Origin of the sequence: Streptomyces sp. NBC_01304 (genome assembly GCF_035975855.1) — a bacterium.
Lineage (GTDB): Bacteria > Actinomycetota > Actinomycetes > Streptomycetales > Streptomycetaceae > Streptomyces.
Window position 1 is genome coordinate 1,604,984 of sequence record NZ_CP109055.1, and the last position, 15,704, is coordinate 1,620,687.

The following is a 15,704-nucleotide window of genomic DNA, read 5'->3' on the forward strand; positions in this document are numbered from 1 at the left end:
GCGGCGGGCACCGCGCCGCGGTCGTGTGGTCCATCCTCGCGAAGCCACCCGGACGCGGCCTGCGGCAACCGGGCCCGGTGGTCGTCCGGGACGACAATGCGCCATGTGGACAACACCGACAAAGTGACAACCTCGGCAGCCGAGGCGATCTCCGCCGTCAAGGCGGGCAGCGTGCTCGTCCTGGGGGACGCTGTGGACGGCACCCATCCCGATGCGCTGCTCGTTGCCCTGGCCGAGGCCGGGCCCCGGGAGCTGGCGGTGGTCTGCGCACGGCCCGACCGGGCGGGCGTGGGCCTGGGGCTTCTGCTCGGCGGGGGCGGCGTCGCGCGGCTGGTCCACTCGACGGAGGAGGCGGGGCAGGAGCTGCCTCAACTCGGCTCCGCGTCCGCCCAGTTCGTGCCGCTGCGCCTCCTGGAGGAGCGGCTGCAGGCGGGCGGTGCGGGCGCCGCGACCTTCTACGCCCAGGTGGGCACGTATGCCGAACCCGCCGCGGACGAGAGCCACGCCGTCTATTTCGGCGGTGACGAATACGGCCCCGTCCCGGCCCTCACCGGCGATCTCGCCCTCCTGCGCGCGGAACGTGGCGACCGGCGCGGCAATCTCGCCTTCGCCGACGAGGGCCGCGAGTTCGCCGTGCTCGCGGCGAAGGCCTGCGCGAGCACCCTCGCCGAGGTCGGTCAGCTCGTCGACCGCCTCGAACCGCACGAGACACATCTGAGCGGCACCCATGTCACCTGCCTGCTCGCGCCCCGTCCCACTCACCAGCACCACCACGGGGGCTGAGCCATGGAACTGACCCTCATCGCGGTCGTCGGCGTCATCAGCATCGTCGCCGTCGCCGCCTTCTCGGACCGGCTCGGACTCGCCGCGCCGCTGAGCCTCGTCGTGGTGGGCATCGCCCTCAGCTTCATCCCCGGCATGCCGCATCCGATGGCCGAGCCCGAGTGGATCCTCGCCGGGGTGCTGCCGCCCCTGCTCTACTCGACGGCGGTGAACATGCCCGCCCACGACTTCCGCCGCAACTTCAAGGCGATCAGCGGGCTCGCGGTGGTGCTCGTCGCCGTGACGACGCTCGGGGCCGGCTGGCTGTTCCACTGGCTGCTGCCCGACCTGGGCTGGCCCACCGCCTTCGCGCTCGGCGCGGTCATCAGCCCCACCGACGCGGTCGCCGCCACCTCCGTCGGCAAGAAGCTCGGCCTTCCCTCGCGCCTGGTGACCGTCCTGGAGGGCGAGGGCCTGGTCAACGACGCGTCGGCCCTGGTGCTCCTGCGGTCGGCGATCGCGGCGATCGCGGGGTCGGTGTCCGTGTGGGGCATCGCCGGGGACTTCCTGTACGCCGTGGTGATCGCGATCGCCGTCGGCCTCGTCGTCGGGTACGTCAACGTACGCATCCGGGCGCTGCTCGACGACACCGTCCTCAACACGGCGATCTCCTTCGTCATCCCCTTCATCGCGTTCGTGCCGGCCGAGGAGTTCGAGGCCTCCGGGGTCCTCGCGGTGGTCGTGGCGGGCCTGGTCACCGGGCATCAGAGCCCGCGCTATCTGCGGGCACAGGACCGCATCGCCGAGGCGACGAACTGGCGGACCCTCGCGTTCCTCCTGGAGAGCGCGATCTTCCTGCTGATGGGGCTCGGCCTGAAGCGGCTCATCGACGAGGTCCACGACGACGGGCTCGGCGCCTGGCGGGCACTGACCATCGGTCTCGTGGCGTCGGCACTGGTGATCGTGGTGCGGATGGTCTTCTGCTGGCCGCTGGTCGAGGCGCTGCGCAACGACCGGAAGAAGGCCGCCCAGTCCGTCCCGAAGCTGGAGCAGATCCAGGCCCGCATCGATGCCGCCCCCGCGGATGACGAACGGTTCGGCACCAAGCGGTTCGAGCACATGAAGACGCGGGTGACCCGGGTCAGCGCCGATGTGCAGTTCCAGCTCAATGAGGCGCTGGGCTGGCGCGGCGGGGTCGTCCTCGCCTGGTCGGGGATGCGCGGGGCGATCACCCTGGCCGCCGCGCAGAGCCTGCCGGAGGACGTGCCCGACCGGCCGCAGCTCATCCTGATCGCGTACGTCGTCGCGGTGACGACCCTGCTGCTGCAGGGCCTGAGCCTGCCGTGGGTGATCCGCACGGTGAAGGTGCCGGGCGACGACGAGGACCGGCTGCGCCAGGAGTACGTCGACCTGCTCGGGGAGCTGTCCGCCGCCGCCTCCGACGTACTCGACGACCCCGACCTGACCAGCCCGGACGGGCATCCCGTGGACCCCGAGGTGCTGAACCGGGTGCGGGACACCAGCCTGATGCGCGCCCGGCCCACGCCCGCCGAGGACGAAGAGGCCACGCCGGACCTGGCGGCCAAGGCGGACCAGCGCGAGCAGTACCTCACCCTGCGGCTCGCCGTCCTGGACGCCGAACGCCGCCGTCTTCTCGCGCTCCGCTCGCTCGGCACCTACAGCTCCCGCGCGCTCGGCAACGCCCAGAAGATGCTCGACGTGGAGGAGGCCCGGATGCAGCAGCTGAGCGACGCCGGCCGGTGATCGCGCGTGCCGGGGCGCCGCCCGCGTCAGATGAAGTTCATGGCGGCCGCCCCGCCCACTCCCCCGAGCAGCATGAACACCGGCATGAGGACCTTCAGCTCGATCCAGCTGCCGGCCCGGAACCGCATCATCTTCGGCGGGCCCAGCGGGTACCAGCGCTTGCCCGCGATCGGGATGGGCCAGAGGACCGGGCAGCCGGAGACGGTCAGCGCGTCGCCGATGTCGTGGACCAGGGCGCCGAGGACGATCGGCAGGCCGAGCCACAGATACTCCTGGCCCGGGGCGTCGAACAGCCAGCTCGCACCGTTGCCCGGCTTGTCCAGGACTCCCGCGAGGATCCAGGCGCTGGTCGCGCCGAGCAGCCACACCAGGACGTCGCTGGACATCCGGGCCGCCCGCCACAGCAGGCCTTCCACGGCGAGCACCAGATGGACGAAGAGGATCGCCAGGACCGCCCAGCGGCCCCCGGTGATCGCCGCGACCGAGGCGCCGGCGCCGATCAGGACGGCCCACACCCAGGTGTGGGTGAGGGTGCGGTGGCCGCCGGAACGGCGCGGGTCGCGGGTCGAGCGGGTCGCCTTGTAGACGGCGTACGAGAGCTTGTCGACGATCTCGCACAGGCCGCGCGAGAGCGGGCCGAAGGCGCGGGAGATGGTCGCCGACTTGTGGTCCAGGTCGGGGGCGAGGGCCGCGCCCGCGCAGATCAGGGCGCCGACGACGAGGACGGGCCAGGGCATCTTGTGACCGGCGGCGGCCGCCGCCGCGCCCACCCCCAGCCAGGCCGCTGCTCCCGACAGTGAGTGTGCAGGACCCATCATGGCCGTTCCCCGCCCCATTTCCCGTTACGCCCAAGCCCAGTTGACGGCCTGGTGGAGTGCCGATCGACGGCACAGCGTAGCGCTCATGATCTTCGTGTGAACCGCCGGTTCCCTGATCCGTACCCGGGAGAGGCAAGATGGGGGGGTGACCCTTATCGATCAGCTGCCGCCGGATGCCGACCCCGATGCCCTCTTCGACGCCTTCTCGTCGTGGGCCGAGGACCAGGGGATCACCCTCTACCCGGCTCAGGAGGAGGCGCTGATCGAGGTGGTCTCCGGGGCGAATGTGATCTTGTCCACGCCGACCGGCTCGGGCAAGTCGCTGGTCGCGGCTGGTGCGCACTTCGCGGCGCTGGCCCAGGACAAGGTCACCTTCTACACGGCGCCGATCAAGGCGCTGGTGTCGGAGAAGTTCTTCGACCTGTGCAAGCTCTTCGGCACCGAGAACGTCGGCATGCTGACCGGCGACGCGTCCGTCAACTCGGACGCGCCCGTCATCTGCTGCACCGCCGAGGTGCTCGCCTCCATCGCGCTGCGCGACGGCAAGCACGCCGACATCGGCCAGGTCGTGATGGACGAGTTCCACTTCTACGCGGAGCCGGACCGCGGCTGGGCCTGGCAGATCCCGCTCCTGGAGCTGCCACAGGCGCAGTTCATCCTGATGTCGGCGACGCTCGGCGACGTCGCGATGTTCGAGAAGGACCTGACCCGCCGCACCGGCCGCCCGACCTCGGTGGTCCGCTCGGCGACCCGGCCGGTGCCGCTCTCCTACGAGTACCGGCTCACCCCGATCACCGAGACCATCACCGAACTGCTGGAGACCAAGCAAGCGCCGGTGTACATCGTGCACTTCACGCAGGCGCAGGCCGTCGAGCGGGCGCAGTCGCTGATGAGCATCAACATGTGTACGCGCGAGGAGAAGGACCAGATCGCCGACCTGATCGGCAGCTTCCGGTTCACCACCAAGTTCGGCCAGAACCTCTCGCGTTACGTACGGCACGGCATCGGCGTGCACCACGCCGGCATGCTGCCCAAGTACCGGCGTCTGGTGGAGAAACTCGCCCAGGCCGGTCTGCTGAAGGTCATCTGCGGCACCGACACCCTCGGCGTGGGCGTCAACGTCCCCATCCGTACGGTGCTGTTCACCGCGCTCACCAAGTACGACGGCACGCGTGTACGCACCCTGCGCGCCCGGGAGTTCCACCAGATCGCCGGCCGTGCGGGGCGGGCCGGCTTCGACACCTCCGGCCTTGTCGTCGCCCAGGCGCCCGAGCACGTCATCGAGAACGAGAAGGCACTGAGCAAGGCGGGCGACGACCCGAAGAAGCGCCGCAAGGTGGTCCGCAAGAAGGCCCCGGAAGGCTTTGTCGCGTGGTCGGACACCACCTTCGAAAAGCTCATCGGCGCCGACCCGGAGCCGCTGACCTCCCGCTTCCGGGTCACCAACATCATGCTGCTCTCGGTGATCGCCCGACCCGGCGACGCCTTCAAGGCGATGCGCCACCTCCTGGAGGACAACCACGAGCCGCGCAAGGCGCAGCTGCGGCACATCCGCCGGGCCATCGCCATCTACCGCTCGCTGCTCGACGGCGGCGTCGTGGAGCAGCTGGACACCCCCGACGCCGAGGGCCGCAGCATCCGGCTCACCGTCGACCTCCAGCAGGACTTCGCCCTCAACCAGCCCCTGTCGACGTTCGCGCTGGCCGCCTTCGACCTCCTTGAGCCGGAGTCGCCGTCGTACGCACTCGACATGGTCTCCGTCGTCGAGTCGACCCTCGACGACCCGCGCCAGATCCTCGCCGCCATGCAGAACAAGGCGCGCGGTGAGGCGGTCGGCCAGATGAAGGCGGACGGCGTCGAGTACGAGGAGCGCATGGAGCGCCTCCAGGACATCTCGTACCCGAAGCCGCTGGAAGAGCTGCTCTGGCACGCCTACAACGTCTACAAGAAGTCGCACCCCTGGGTCGCCGACCACCCGGTCTCCCCCAAGTCCGTCATCCGCGACATGTACGAACGGGCGCTGACCTTCACCGAGTTCACGTCCTGGTACGAGCTGGCCCGCACCGAGGGCATCGTCCTGCGCTACCTCGCCAGTGCCTACAAGGCTCTTGAGCACACCATCCCGGACGACCTGAAGTCCGAGGACCTCGAAGACCTCATCGCCTGGCTCGGCGAGATGGTCCGCCAGGTCGACTCCAGCCTCCTCGACGAGTGGGAGCAGCTCGCCAATCCGGAGGTCGAGACCGCCGAGCAGGCCCAGGAGAAGGCCGACGAGGTCAAGCCGGTGACCGCGAACGCGCGCGCCTTCAGGGTCCTGGTCCGCAACGCCCTGTTCCGCCGGGTCGAACTGGCCGCGCTGGACAACGTCGACGCGCTGGCCGAGATGGACGCCGAGTCCGGCTGGGACGCCGACGCGTGGGGCGAGGCGATGGACAAGTACTGGGACGAGTACGAGGACCTGGGCACCGGCCCGGACGCCCGCGGTCCCAAGCTGCTCGCCATCGAGGAGGACGCGGCGCACGGTCTGTGGCGCGTCCGGCAGACCTTCGCCGACCCGAACGGCGACCATGACTGGGGCATCAGCGCGGAGGTGGATCTCGCGGCCTCCGACGAGGAGGGCCGCGCGGTCGTCCGCGTCACGGATGTCGGCCAGCTCTGAACGCTCCCGCCGCTTCGCACCCTGAACCGGAGAACACACGATGACTGATTCCGCCGAGGCCACCTCCGCCGCGCCGAATCCCGCCGAAAGGCTCGTCGATCTGCTCGACCTGGAGCAGATCGAGGTCAACATCTTCCGTGGCCGCAGCCCGCAGGAGTCCCTGCAGCGCGTCTTCGGCGGACAGGTCGCCGGCCAGGCGCTCATCGCCGCGGGCCGCACCACCGACGGGGACCGGCCGGTGCACTCGCTGCACGCGTACTTCCTGCGCCCGGGCCACCCCGGGGTGCCGATCGTGTACCAGGTCGAACGGGTGCGGGACGGGCGCTCCTTCACCACCCGCCGGGTCACCGCGGTGCAGCAGGGCCGCACGATCTTCAATCTGACCGCCTCCTTTCATCAGCCGGAAGAGGGGAGCATCGAGCACCAACTGCCGCCGCGGCTGACCGCGCCGGACCCCGAGTCGCTGCCGAAAGTCACCGACGAGATCCGTGAGCATCTGGGCGCGCTGCCCGAGCAGTTGGAGCGCATGGCCCGCCGTCAGCCGTTCGACATCCGCTATGTCGACCGGCTGCGCTGGAGCTCCGACGAGGTCAAGGCCGCCGAGCCGCGCAGCGCCGTATGGATGCGCGCCGTCGGCAACCTCGGTGACGACCAGCTGATCCACACCTGCGCGCTGACGTACGCCAGCGACATGACGCTCCTCGACGCCGTACGCATCCCGGTCGAGCCCCTGTGGGGCCCGCGCGGCTTCGACATGGCCTCGCTCGACCACGCGATGTGGTTCCACCGTCCCTTCCGTGCCGACGAATGGTTCCTCTACGACCAGGAGTCCCCGATCGCGACGGGCGGCCGGGGCCTGGCCCGGGGCCGCATCTATGACCGCGAAGGGCGGCTCCTCGTCTCGTGCGTGCAGGAGGGCTTGTTCCGTCCGTACGACGCGCGGGACAAGGGCGGCACTCCTTGAGCACGGACTTGACCACGGACGACCGGAGCGGCCGGCTGGCCGAGGCCGTGCGGCTGCGGGAGGCCGGGCGCCGCGAGGAGGCCCGGGTGCTGCTCGTCGCGCTCGGCGAGGAGTTCCCCGACGACCCCGACGTCGCCTACCAAGCCGCCTGGGTGCACGACACGCTCGGCCTGGAGGCCGAGGCGGTGCCGTACTACCGGCGGGCCGTCGGCGTTCCCGGCCTGTCCGACGAGGACCGCGCCGGGGCGCTGCTCGGGCTCGGCTCGACCTACCGGGTGCTCGGGCAGTACCCGCAGGCCGTCGAGACCCTCACCGCGGCCGTCGCCGAATTCCCGGACGACGGAGCTCTTCGGACGTTCCTCGCGATGTCCCTGTACAACTCCGGCCGCACGCACGACGCGATGGAGCTGCTGCTGAAGCTGCTCGCGGCCACCAGCAGCGATCCGGGCATCGCCGGATACCGCGCGGCGATCGAGCACTACGCCGCGGACCTCGACGCGACGCAGTAGCACTCCAGTACGCCACCGGCCTCAGCGGTTACGTCACCGCACGGCGGACACACCGGTCCAGAGCGGGGCGGGGCCTGCGCCGGAAGCGCCGCAACAGGGAGCGCGGCGCAGGGGTGTTGGCGCTCCTCGCGGCCTTGGCCACCTGGCCGTCCGGCGCCCGGAGAGGGCGGGGGCGGTCCATGGAGTCGGCCGCGGCGGGCAGGCGTGGCTCCGTCACGGGGCCGACCTCGGCGGCCGGGCGACGCCCGACCGCACGGTCCTCACCCCCGCCGCCGGAGCACTGCCCGGCCACACGATCGACCCCCTCGACCGAAGCCGGCCCTGCCACTCGCCCGCCCCGGTCAGCCGGGCGGGGCCGCGGCGCTGGATCGGCCCCGCCATCCGGGCACAGCGCGGCCACTCGGCCGCCCGCCTCGTCGTGCGTCCCGGGCACGCCGTCCGTCACGACGGCCGTGCCGGAGGCGGCCACCCGGACCGTGCGGTCCCCCATGGGCCGAGGCGCGGCCCGTTCCTGGCGTGCCGCGTCGAGTTCCAGGCCGAGCACCGCCCGCAGCCAGCGGATCTCGTCCGGAGCGTCCGCGTACAAGATCCTCGCGGTGGCCTGAGCGGCGGCTGAATCGGGCCTGCTGGGCGTGCCGAACGGATCTGGCTGCAGTCGGCGCAACTCGGCGCGTTCATAGGGATCCGGCACGAGCTCGGCGACCTGGATCGTGTCGAGCATCGAGGCCGCGACGGCCGCCCGCTCCCACGAGTCCCCGGCCGTCTTCAGCAGGAACCCGCAGCGCCGCGCCCGCCAATTCCTGGCCCGCAGGTCCTCCCCCGCCGCGAGCCGGCTGCGCATCGTCTCCGGGGCCTGTCCGGTGAGCAGCGCGGCGTTGGCATCGGCGAACTGCCCCACGTCGTCGGCGAGATAGAGCCAGACCACAGCCCTGTAGCGATTCAGATACCACTTCACCGGCACCAGCAGACCGGCCCGGGCCAGCCGGGTGAAGCGCCCCGTGCTCACGCCGAGGAGCTCGGCGCCCTGCGCCGTGCCGACCATGCGGACCCGCTCGCGCAGGGTGCCGGGAAAGCCGTCCGCCGCACGCAGCCGGTCGAGTTCGGTCCTGGTGACGCGGCGCCGTCCGCTCTCCTCGCCTGCGACGGTACGGACGCAGCCGAGTTGTACGGCCAGTTCGAACTCGCCGCGCTTGAGTTCCAGTTCTCTGGCCGCGCGCCCGGTGGCGTACGACTCAACTGGCGTGTGGGTGCCTGCACTTGCAGCCATGACGGTCTCCCCCGTGAGATGCGATTACTCTCGGTGAAGACCGTAGCCCGATTCGCGAAATCCCGCCGAGCCTGTGGATAACTCTGTCCACGAGACCGTACTGGCAGGTCAGAGGTCTATCACCGGCGTTCGCTGCGGCTGCCGTGCCCCGACTTTGAGGTGCTCGCCGACGCGATTGACGAGCAGCGTCATCTCGTAGGCCACCTGCCCGATGTCCGCGTCCGACGAGCTCAGGACGCACAGACAGCTGCCGTCGCCGGCCGCCGTCACGAACAGCACCGCCTCATCGAACTCGATCATGGTCTGGCGTACGCCGCCCGCTGCGAAGTGGCGCCCCGACCCCTTGGCGAGGCTGTGCAGTCCGGAGGCGACCGCCGCCAGATGTTCGGCGTCCTCGCGTGGCAGGCTCGTGCTCGCGCCGGTCACCAGTCCGTCGTTGGAAAGGACCAGCGCGTGCCGTACGTGCTCCACCCGCTGGGTCAGATCGTCCAGCAGCCAGCCAAGTCCCGTGCCTTGCACCATGTTCGGCCTCCCCGTTCCCGTTGCCCGCCAGCCTTCACCACGGTTGCCCCCTCGGCAAGACAGGATGGGTACATGGCACAGAAGATGACCGAGGACGAATGGCATGCCTTCGTCTCGCACGGCACCCGCACCGCGAAACTCTCCACCGTACGGGCCGACGGCTCGCCGCACATCGCACCGATCTGGTTCCTGCTCGACGGGAACGACCTCGTCTTCAACACTGCGAAGGAGTCGGTCAAGGGCCGCAATCTGGCCCGCGACGGGCGGGTGTCGCTGTGCGTGGACGACGACCGGCCGCCGTTCGCGTTCGTGGTGATCCGCGGGCAGGCCGAGCTGGTGGAGGAGCTGGCCGAGGTCCGGCACTGGGCGGGCCGGATCGCGGCCCGGTACATGGGCGAGGAGCGCGCCGAGGAGTACGGCGAGCGCAATGGCGTACCCGGTGAACTGCTCGTCCGCGTACGGATCGAGAAGGTACTGGCCCAAGGGGGCGTGGCCGACTGAGCCGGCCCGCCCCCTGAGGCCTCGCTCCGCGCTCCTCAGCCGACCGAGTCGAGCAGCCGGGCGGTGTGCATCCGCCCGGCGTACTCGACGAGTCGTATCAGCACTTCCTTTCCCGAATCCCGGTCGCGTGCGTCACACAGCACGACCGGTGTTCCCCGGTCGAGGTCGAGGGCGCGGGAGACATCCTGAGCGCCGTAGGTGCGCGCCCCTGCGAAGCAGTTGACGGCCACCACGAAGGGGATGTGCCGGTGCTCGAAGAAGTCCACCGCGGGGAAGCAGTCCTCGAGCCGCCGGGTGTCCGCGAGGACGACGGCGCCGAGTGCGCCCTGCGACAGTTCGTCCCAGAGGAACCAGAAGCGGTCCTGACCGGGCGTGCCGAAGAGGTAGAGCGACAGGCCCGACCTGATGGTGATCCGGCCGAAGTCCATGGCGACGGTGGTGGTGGTCTTGCGGGCGACACCGACGGTGTCGTCCACCGATTCGCCCAGTTCGCTGAGTTGTTCCTCCGTACGAAGGGGGCGGATTTCACTGACCGCGCCGACCAGGGTGGTCTTGCCCACCCCGAAGCCGCCCGCGACCAGAATCTTCAGCGCAAGGGCGGCGGGTTCGCCGACCGTGCTCTCAGAGCGCTCGGAGCCCATCGATCACTTCTCTCAGGATCTTTTCGTCGGGTAGCTGTGCGGGGGGCACCGGCCTGCTCACCTTGACGCAGCCCAGCTCGAGCAGGTCCCCGAGGAGGACCCGGACCACGCCCACCGGCAGATCGGCGCCGGCCGCGAGTTCCGCGACCGACTGGGTCTCGGCGCGGCACAGCTCGACGAGGGAGCGGTGCTCGGGTCCGAGCGCCGTGTCCTCGCCCGAGTCGGGCGCGTTCGTGTCGAGGGTGACGAGCGCGATCAGGTCGAAGTGCACGCCGGTCGGGCCCGGCTGGGTCCGGCCGCCGGTCATCGCATAGGGGCGGACGAGCGGTCCCGCGTCGGCGTCGTACCACTGGCTGCCGGCTTCCGGCCGGCCGGTGCCGTCGGCGACGCGGTCGCTCCGGTCGTACTCGTGGTGCTCGTGGGGGTTCATGACCTGCGGTCGCCTCCTTCCCTCATCCCGCGGCGGGGGGCCGTGCGGCGAAGCGTGGTGGGGTGAAGAGGTGCTCGCCGACACGTTTCACCAAGAGCGCCATCTCGTACGCGATCAGGCCTATGTCGGCGGTCGCCGTGCTGAGCACCGCGAGGCAGGAGCCGTCGCCCGCCGCGGCGACGAACAGGAAGCCGTCGTCCATCTCGACCATGGTCTGGCGCACCCCGCCGGCACCGAAGTGCCGGCCCGCCCCCTTGGCGAGGCTGTGGAATCCGGAGGCGACCGCCGCCAGATGCTCGGCGTCCTCGCGGTGCAGCGCGCTGGAGGCGCCGACCGCGAGCCCGTCGTTGGAGAGCACCACGCAGTGCCGCACCTCGCCGACGCGCAGCACCAAGTCGTCGAGCAGCCAGTCGAGTTCACCGGAACGGTGGGCCGTGCCGGCTCTGGGGTCCTCGATCATGTGCCGTCTCCTTCGCTGCTGTCGCTGCCCTGGCTGCGTACGCCGCCCGCGCCCCGGGCCTTGCCGGGTGGTCGGCCGCCGCGCGCCCAGCCGTCGCGGTAGGCGGCCATGCGGTCCCTGACCTGCTCGGGGGTGCGTTCGTCGGTTTCCTGCGAGGTGTGCGACGGGGGCGGGGGTTCCGCTGCCGTCTGTTCCTCGCGCAGTTGTGGTGCGAGGTGGGTCTGGCGTACGCGGCGTGGGAGGCCGTCGTTGTCGTCGGACCCGTCGGTGTCCGTGCTGTCGTCGCCGGTGCCGCGGCTGCCGGAGCCGTTGGTGTCGGTGGTGCGGGTGTCCGAACCGTTGGCGTCCGTGGTGCGGGTGTGCAGCCTGAGCGTGGTGACGCCGGGGGGCGGCGCGGGTTCGGCCGCGGACGGTGCGAGGGCGGGGCGGGGTCCCGCCACGAGGCCGGCGGCGCCGCCCAGGCGGGCGGGTCCGGAACCGCCCGCCACGCGTGCGTGCTCGGCGGCGTCGGCTGTCTCGTGTGGGTCGAGCTGGTCGCGGGCGGGCCTGACGGAGGGGCCGAGGGCGCCCTGCAGCAGCCCGGTGGGCAGCAGGACGACGGCGGTGGTGCCGCCGTAGGGGGACGTCCGCAGATGGACCTTGATGCCGTGGCGTGCGGCGAGTCTGCTCACCACGAACAGGCCCAGCCGGTCGCTGTCGAACAGGTCGAGCGTCTCGGACTGCTCGATGCGCCGGTTTGCCTCGGCGAGGCGTTCCTTGCCCATGCCCAGGCCCCGGTCCTCGATCTCCAGGGCGTAGCCGTTGCCGACGGGTTCGCCGCTGACGCGGACCTTGGTGTGTGGCGGGGAGAACTGGGCGGCGTTCTCGACGATTTCGGCGAGCAGATGGGTGAGGTCGGCGACCGCTGAGCCCACGACTGCGGCCTCCGGGAGCTGACGTACCTCCACACGCGCGTAGTCCTCGACTTCGGAGACGGCGGCGCGCACGACGTTGGTCAGGGAGACCGGCATGCGCCAGGCCCGGCCGGGGGCCGCCCCGGAGAGGATGATCAAGCTCTCCGCGTGCCTGCGCATGCGGGTGGTGAGGTGGTCGAGCCGGAACAGGTCGCTGAGCTCGTTCGGGTCGTCGGCCCTGCGTTCCATGGAGTCCAGGAGGTTGAGCTGGCGGTGGACCAGGACCTGGCTGCGCCGGGCGAGGTTGACGAAGACGCCGGAGATGCCGCTGGCGAGTTCGGCGCGCTCGATCGCGGCGCTCAGGGCGGCGCGGTGCACGGTGTCGAGTGCCTCGGCGACCTGGCCCGTCTCGTCCTCGGCGGGTGGTTTGGGCGGGGCCTCGGCGTGGATGTCGAGTTCTTCGCCGGCCCGCAACCGGCGCATGGCGCCGGGGAGTTTGCGGCGGGCGATCTCGAGCGCGCTGTTGCGCAGGCTGACCAGTTCGACGACGAGGCCGCGGCCGATGCGTACCGAGATCACGAGCGAGGCGGCGACGGCCAGCAGGCCGAACAGCACGGCGGCGCCGGCCGGGCTGAGCACCCCGCGGGTGAAGGGATCGGCGCGGTCGGCGGCGCTGGCTCCGGCGCCCGCCTCGATGGCGCGCAGGTCTTCCTGCAGTCCGGGCACGGCGGCGTCCCAGCGTGCCTCGTCGATCGCGTCGACGGCCTTGCGGCCGGCGTCCGCGGCGAGCACCTTGTCCTCGATGGCGCGCACGTCGGCGTACGCGCTCCCCTCCTCGAGGTCGTGCCAGGCGGCCCGCTCGGTCCCGCGCAGGTCGTCGACGGCGCCGTCGGTCAGGGTGCGCCGGGTCTCGACGGCGCCGATGAACGCGTGCAGCCGCTTGCCGTCGAGGGACTTGGTGAGCCGCGCGGTGGACAGCAGGGCGTCCTCCCGGGCCAGCATCTCGGCGGCCTTGGTGAATTCGAGCAGCACGCGCGCGTCGGAGCCGAGTTCGGCGTCCTGGATGCCGGTGAGGGCTCCCCCGACGCCGAAGGCCGCGGAGATGGTCCCGGTGTACTGCCCGTAGGCCTCCTCCCAGCCGGTACGCCGGTCGAGGATCGTGCCGCGCAGGTCCTTGAGGTCGGCCACGCCGACGACGAACGTGTCGAGGCGGTCGGCCACTTGGGGCGGCAGACCGCCGCCGTCCGCGATGGTGTGGCCGTCGTCGAGCCGCAGCCCGGCCACGGCCTTGTCGGTCGCCTTGGCCTGCTTCTCCAGTTCGTCGCCGCGCGCGGCGCCGGGCTGCGCCGCATAGCGGACGGCTGCGCCGCGCTCGGCCTGGAGGGCCGCGACGGCGGTCGCGACGGGTCCGCGTACGTCCTCGTCGACGCGCTGCAACTGGCGCAGCCGCGCGACGTCCTGGGCCGTGGTGACGGTCGCGTACGCCCACAGGGCGAGCAGGGAGACGACCGGCACCATCAACAGGCAGACGATCTTGGCGCGGACGGTGCGCGGGCGCACCCGCCAGCCTCCGCCACGCGCGCGTAGTGGCTGTTCTTGCGGGTCCGGGGCGGGCGGGGGCGGTTCGGCCCGGTCGTACGGGTTCTCCTCGGCGGGTGCTCCCGCATGTGCGCGCCGTCCGCGCGCGGGGGTGGTGGCCGGGGTGCCGTTGGCCTCGTTCGAGGGCGGGCCTTCGGGGCCGGAAGTGCTGTCGGGGGTGCTGCGGGATATGCGCATGGCCTCCTCGCTCGGTACGGGGAACGGGGCGTGGTCCGCGGGGTGCCGGCCGTCGGCCGGCCCGGGGACCGCCGTCAGCGGGCGGCGCCCTGCATCGGCCGCTGGGCCGAGGCGGAGGCCTCGCGCTCGCCCGCCGTCGGGGAGAGCGCGACGAAGGCCGAGGTCAGGAAGAGATAGGAGCCGAGGCCCACGGCGAGGGGGAAGATGAACTGCATCGCCGTGGCCCCGGGCAGGGACCCGCCGGAGGGGTCCACACGCACGCCCACCGCCATCATTCCGGTGTAGTGCATGCTGCTCACCGCGCCGCCCATGACGAGCGAGGCGACGGCGACCGCGAGCGCCGACTTGATGTTGAGCGCCGCCCACAGGGCGGCGGTCGCCGCGACGACGGCGATGGCCACGGAGAGCCCGACGAGCGCGGGGTCGTAGGTGACTTCGCCGTGCAGCCGCAGGGCGGCCATGCCCAGGTAGTGCATGCTCGCGACGCCGAGTCCGGTGGTGAGTCCGCCGAGGGCGAGGGCCCGGCCTCGGTCGCGGCCGTAGCCGACCGCGAAGACTCCCGCGCCGACGACGACCATGGCGACGACGAGGCTCAGGATGGTCAGCGGCACGTTGTAGCGGATCTCCGAGCCGCTGACGCTGAAGCCGAGCATCGCCACGAAGTGCATCGTCCAGATGCCGGTGCCGATCGCGGAGGCCGCCGTGATCAGCCAGTTGCGCCGTGACCTCCCCGTGGCGGCGAGGGCGCGGACGGTGCAGCGCAGGCCGAGGGCTGCGCCGATGCAGGCCATCACGTATGACAGCACGGGTGTCAGCCAGCCGAAGGTGGCGTGGTCCAGGTGTCCCATGGCTCAGGGACGCTAGTCCGGGTGGGGGCGCACAACAGGGGCGCAGTTCGAAACCGGTCGGAATATGACAGAGCTATGTTCCTGAACGATCGCGTCAAGCTCGAACATGTGCGCCGCACGGGCGTGCGGGGCCCGCCGCTGCATTGTCAGTGGCGTGCGCGATCATCGGTGTCATGAGCGATGACCCGAGCAGAGTCCAGGAGTTCTTCACGGCGCGCGCGGCCGACTGGGACACCCGCTTCCCCGACGACGGCCCGGCGTACGCGGCGGGCGTCGCCGAGTTGGGGCTGCGCACGGGTGACTCGGTGCTCGACGCGGGCTGCGGCACGGGGCGCGCGCTGCCCGCGCTGCGCGCCGCCGTCGGCACCTCGGGAGTGGTCCTCGGCGCCGATCTCACCCCTGCCATGCTGACCGCCGCGGTGGCGGCGGGGCGGGACTCGGCCGGGGCTCTGCTGCTCGCCGATGTGTCGCGGCTGCCGGTGCGCGACGGCGCCCTGGATGCCGTGTTCGGCGCCGGGCTGATCTCACATCTGCCACAACCCGCCGAGAATCTGCACGAGTTGGCGCGGGTGGTGCGGCCCGGCGGCCGCCTCGCACTCTTCCACCCCATCGGGCGTGCCGCCCTCGCCGCGCGCCAGGGGCGGCAGATGACGCCGGGCGATCTGCGGGCCGAGGACAACCTCCGTCCACTGCTGGCCGGTTCTGGCTGGCGCATGGTGTCGTACGTGGACGAGGATGCCCGTTTTCTTGCGCTGGCGGTGCGGGAGGGCTGAGCCGGCCTCCCCGCGCGCGAGCTCCGCGGCGGCTCGAACTGCGCCGGGATGCGGCACACTTGGAAGGAAGATCAATCGGGTGGCCGCGTCGGGGGACGGTGCCCGCCCATGGGGGAA

15 protein-coding genes are annotated in these 15,704 nt (G+C 71.6%); 7 read left to right on the plus strand and 8 right to left on the minus strand.

What is annotated here, in order from left to right:
• Nucleotides 1-105 precede the first annotated feature (105 nt).
• Together OG430_RS07090 and OG430_RS07095 are read left to right on the plus strand one after the other, a co-directional pair.
• Complete coding sequence (locus tag OG430_RS07090) at nucleotides 106-783, plus strand: CoA-transferase (RefSeq protein WP_327351560.1); 678 nt, start codon at nucleotides 106-108, stop codon at nucleotides 781-783.
• A gap of 3 nt (nucleotides 784-786) precedes the next feature.
• Nucleotides 787-2,526 carry a cation:proton antiporter gene (locus OG430_RS07095; protein WP_327351561.1) on the plus strand — a complete coding sequence of 580 codons (1,740 nt, stop codon included), beginning with the start codon at nucleotides 787-789 and terminating at the stop codon, nucleotides 2,524-2,526.
• Between the two features lie 26 nt (nucleotides 2,527-2,552).
• Here OG430_RS07095 and OG430_RS07100 read toward each other — a convergent pair whose 3' ends face one another.
• Entirely contained in the window at nucleotides 2,553-3,344 is a 792-nt protein-coding gene (locus OG430_RS07100) for a metal-dependent hydrolase (protein WP_327351562.1), read from the minus strand.
• A gap of 112 nt (nucleotides 3,345-3,456) precedes the next feature.
• Here OG430_RS07100 and OG430_RS07105 point away from each other — a divergent pair, with 112 nt between their 5' ends.
• Genes OG430_RS07105 through OG430_RS07115 form a run of 3 tightly spaced genes read left to right on the plus strand, consistent with a single transcriptional unit; the run spans nucleotide 3,457 to nucleotide 7,476 of the window.
• Nucleotides 3,457-6,003 carry a DEAD/DEAH box helicase gene (locus OG430_RS07105; protein WP_327358984.1) on the plus strand — a complete coding sequence of 849 codons (2,547 nt, stop codon included), beginning with the start codon at nucleotides 3,457-3,459 and terminating at the stop codon, nucleotides 6,001-6,003.
• A 40-nt stretch (nucleotides 6,004-6,043) separates the two neighbouring features.
• Nucleotides 6,044-6,967: an acyl-CoA thioesterase gene (locus OG430_RS07110; protein ID WP_327351563.1), complete on the plus strand. Its 924-nt coding sequence runs from the start codon at nucleotides 6,044-6,046 to the stop codon at nucleotides 6,965-6,967.
• An 8-nt stretch (nucleotides 6,968-6,975) separates the two neighbouring features.
• Nucleotides 6,976-7,476 (plus strand): tetratricopeptide repeat protein, encoded by a 501-nt coding sequence (locus OG430_RS07115; RefSeq protein WP_442816696.1) that lies wholly within the window; start codon nucleotides 6,976-6,978, stop codon nucleotides 7,474-7,476.
• Nucleotides 7,477-7,504: 28 nt separating this feature from the next.
• Here OG430_RS07115 and OG430_RS07120 read toward each other — a convergent pair whose 3' ends face one another.
• Both OG430_RS07120 and OG430_RS07125 read right to left on the minus strand, forming a co-directional pair.
• Entirely contained in the window at nucleotides 7,505-8,743 is a 1,239-nt protein-coding gene (locus OG430_RS07120; RefSeq protein ID WP_327351565.1) for a DUF6397 family protein, read from the minus strand.
• A gap of 108 nt (nucleotides 8,744-8,851) precedes the next feature.
• On the minus strand, nucleotides 8,852-9,265 hold the full coding sequence (locus OG430_RS07125) for a roadblock/LC7 domain-containing protein (RefSeq protein ID WP_327351566.1): 414 nt from the start codon (nucleotides 9,263-9,265) through the stop codon (nucleotides 8,852-8,854).
• A 72-nt stretch (nucleotides 9,266-9,337) separates the two neighbouring features.
• Here OG430_RS07125 and OG430_RS07130 point away from each other — a divergent pair, with 72 nt between their 5' ends.
• Entirely contained in the window at nucleotides 9,338-9,766 is a 429-nt protein-coding gene (locus tag OG430_RS07130) for a PPOX class F420-dependent oxidoreductase (RefSeq protein WP_327351567.1), read from the plus strand.
• Between the two features lie 35 nt (nucleotides 9,767-9,801).
• Here OG430_RS07130 and OG430_RS07135 read toward each other — a convergent pair whose 3' ends face one another.
• The 5 genes from OG430_RS07135 to OG430_RS07155 form a co-directional block, all read right to left on the minus strand.
• Nucleotides 9,802-10,407, minus strand: coding sequence for a GTP-binding protein (locus tag OG430_RS07135; protein ID WP_327351568.1), 606 nt, complete (start codon nucleotides 10,405-10,407; stop codon nucleotides 9,802-9,804).
• Nucleotides 10,388-10,837 (minus strand): DUF742 domain-containing protein, encoded by a 450-nt coding sequence (locus OG430_RS07140; RefSeq protein WP_327351569.1) that lies wholly within the window; start codon nucleotides 10,835-10,837, stop codon nucleotides 10,388-10,390. Before OG430_RS07140 ends, OG430_RS07135 begins: the two co-directional genes overlap by 20 nt.
• Before the next feature lie 22 nt (nucleotides 10,838-10,859).
• The gene (locus tag OG430_RS07145) at nucleotides 10,860-11,297 is read right to left on the minus strand and encodes a roadblock/LC7 domain-containing protein (RefSeq protein WP_327351570.1); all 438 of its coding nucleotides are present in this window, start codon (nucleotides 11,295-11,297) and stop codon (nucleotides 10,860-10,862) included.
• On the minus strand, nucleotides 11,294-13,966 hold the full coding sequence (locus OG430_RS07150) for a sensor histidine kinase (RefSeq protein WP_327351571.1): 2,673 nt from the start codon (nucleotides 13,964-13,966) through the stop codon (nucleotides 11,294-11,296). The genes OG430_RS07145 and OG430_RS07150 overlap by 4 nt, the downstream gene beginning before the upstream one ends.
• A 74-nt stretch (nucleotides 13,967-14,040) precedes the next feature.
• Nucleotides 14,041-14,814 carry an MHYT domain-containing protein gene (locus OG430_RS07155; RefSeq protein WP_327351572.1) on the minus strand — a complete coding sequence of 258 codons (774 nt, stop codon included), beginning with the start codon at nucleotides 14,812-14,814 and terminating at the stop codon, nucleotides 14,041-14,043.
• A 173-nt stretch (nucleotides 14,815-14,987) separates the two neighbouring features.
• Here OG430_RS07155 and OG430_RS07160 point away from each other — a divergent pair, with 173 nt between their 5' ends.
• Nucleotides 14,988-15,587, plus strand: a complete 600-nt coding sequence (locus OG430_RS07160) for a class I SAM-dependent methyltransferase (RefSeq protein ID WP_327351573.1) — start codon at nucleotides 14,988-14,990, stop codon at nucleotides 15,585-15,587.
• Nucleotides 15,588-15,704 lie beyond the last annotated feature (117 nt).

Coding starts and splice junctions, on each gene's coding strand:
- OG430_RS07120 (WP_327351565.1), bottom strand. CDS start 8,743: ATGGCTGCAAGTGCAGGCACCCACACGCCAGTTGAGTCGTACGCCACC.
- OG430_RS07130 (WP_327351567.1), top strand. CDS start 9,338: ATGGCACAGAAGATGACCGAGGACGAATGGCATGCCTTCGTCTCGCAC.
- OG430_RS07145 (WP_327351570.1), bottom strand. CDS start 11,297: ATGATCGAGGACCCCAGAGCCGGCACGGCCCACCGTTCCGGTGAACTC.
- OG430_RS07110 (WP_327351563.1), top strand. CDS start 6,044: ATGACTGATTCCGCCGAGGCCACCTCCGCCGCGCCGAATCCCGCCGAA.
- OG430_RS07125 (WP_327351566.1), bottom strand. CDS start 9,265: ATGGTGCAAGGCACGGGACTTGGCTGGCTGCTGGACGATCTGACCCAG.
- OG430_RS07155 (WP_327351572.1), bottom strand. CDS start 14,814: ATGGGACACCTGGACCACGCCACCTTCGGCTGGCTGACACCCGTGCTG.
- OG430_RS07095 (WP_327351561.1), top strand. CDS start 787: ATGGAACTGACCCTCATCGCGGTCGTCGGCGTCATCAGCATCGTCGCC.
- OG430_RS07150 (WP_327351571.1), bottom strand. CDS start 13,966: ATGCGCATATCCCGCAGCACCCCCGACAGCACTTCCGGCCCCGAAGGC.
- OG430_RS07135 (WP_327351568.1), bottom strand. CDS start 10,407: ATGGGCTCCGAGCGCTCTGAGAGCACGGTCGGCGAACCCGCCGCCCTT.
- OG430_RS07160 (WP_327351573.1), top strand. CDS start 14,988: ATGAGCGATGACCCGAGCAGAGTCCAGGAGTTCTTCACGGCGCGCGCG.
- OG430_RS07140 (WP_327351569.1), bottom strand. CDS start 10,837: ATGAACCCCCACGAGCACCACGAGTACGACCGGAGCGACCGCGTCGCC.
- OG430_RS07100 (WP_327351562.1), bottom strand. CDS start 3,344: ATGATGGGTCCTGCACACTCACTGTCGGGAGCAGCGGCCTGGCTGGGG.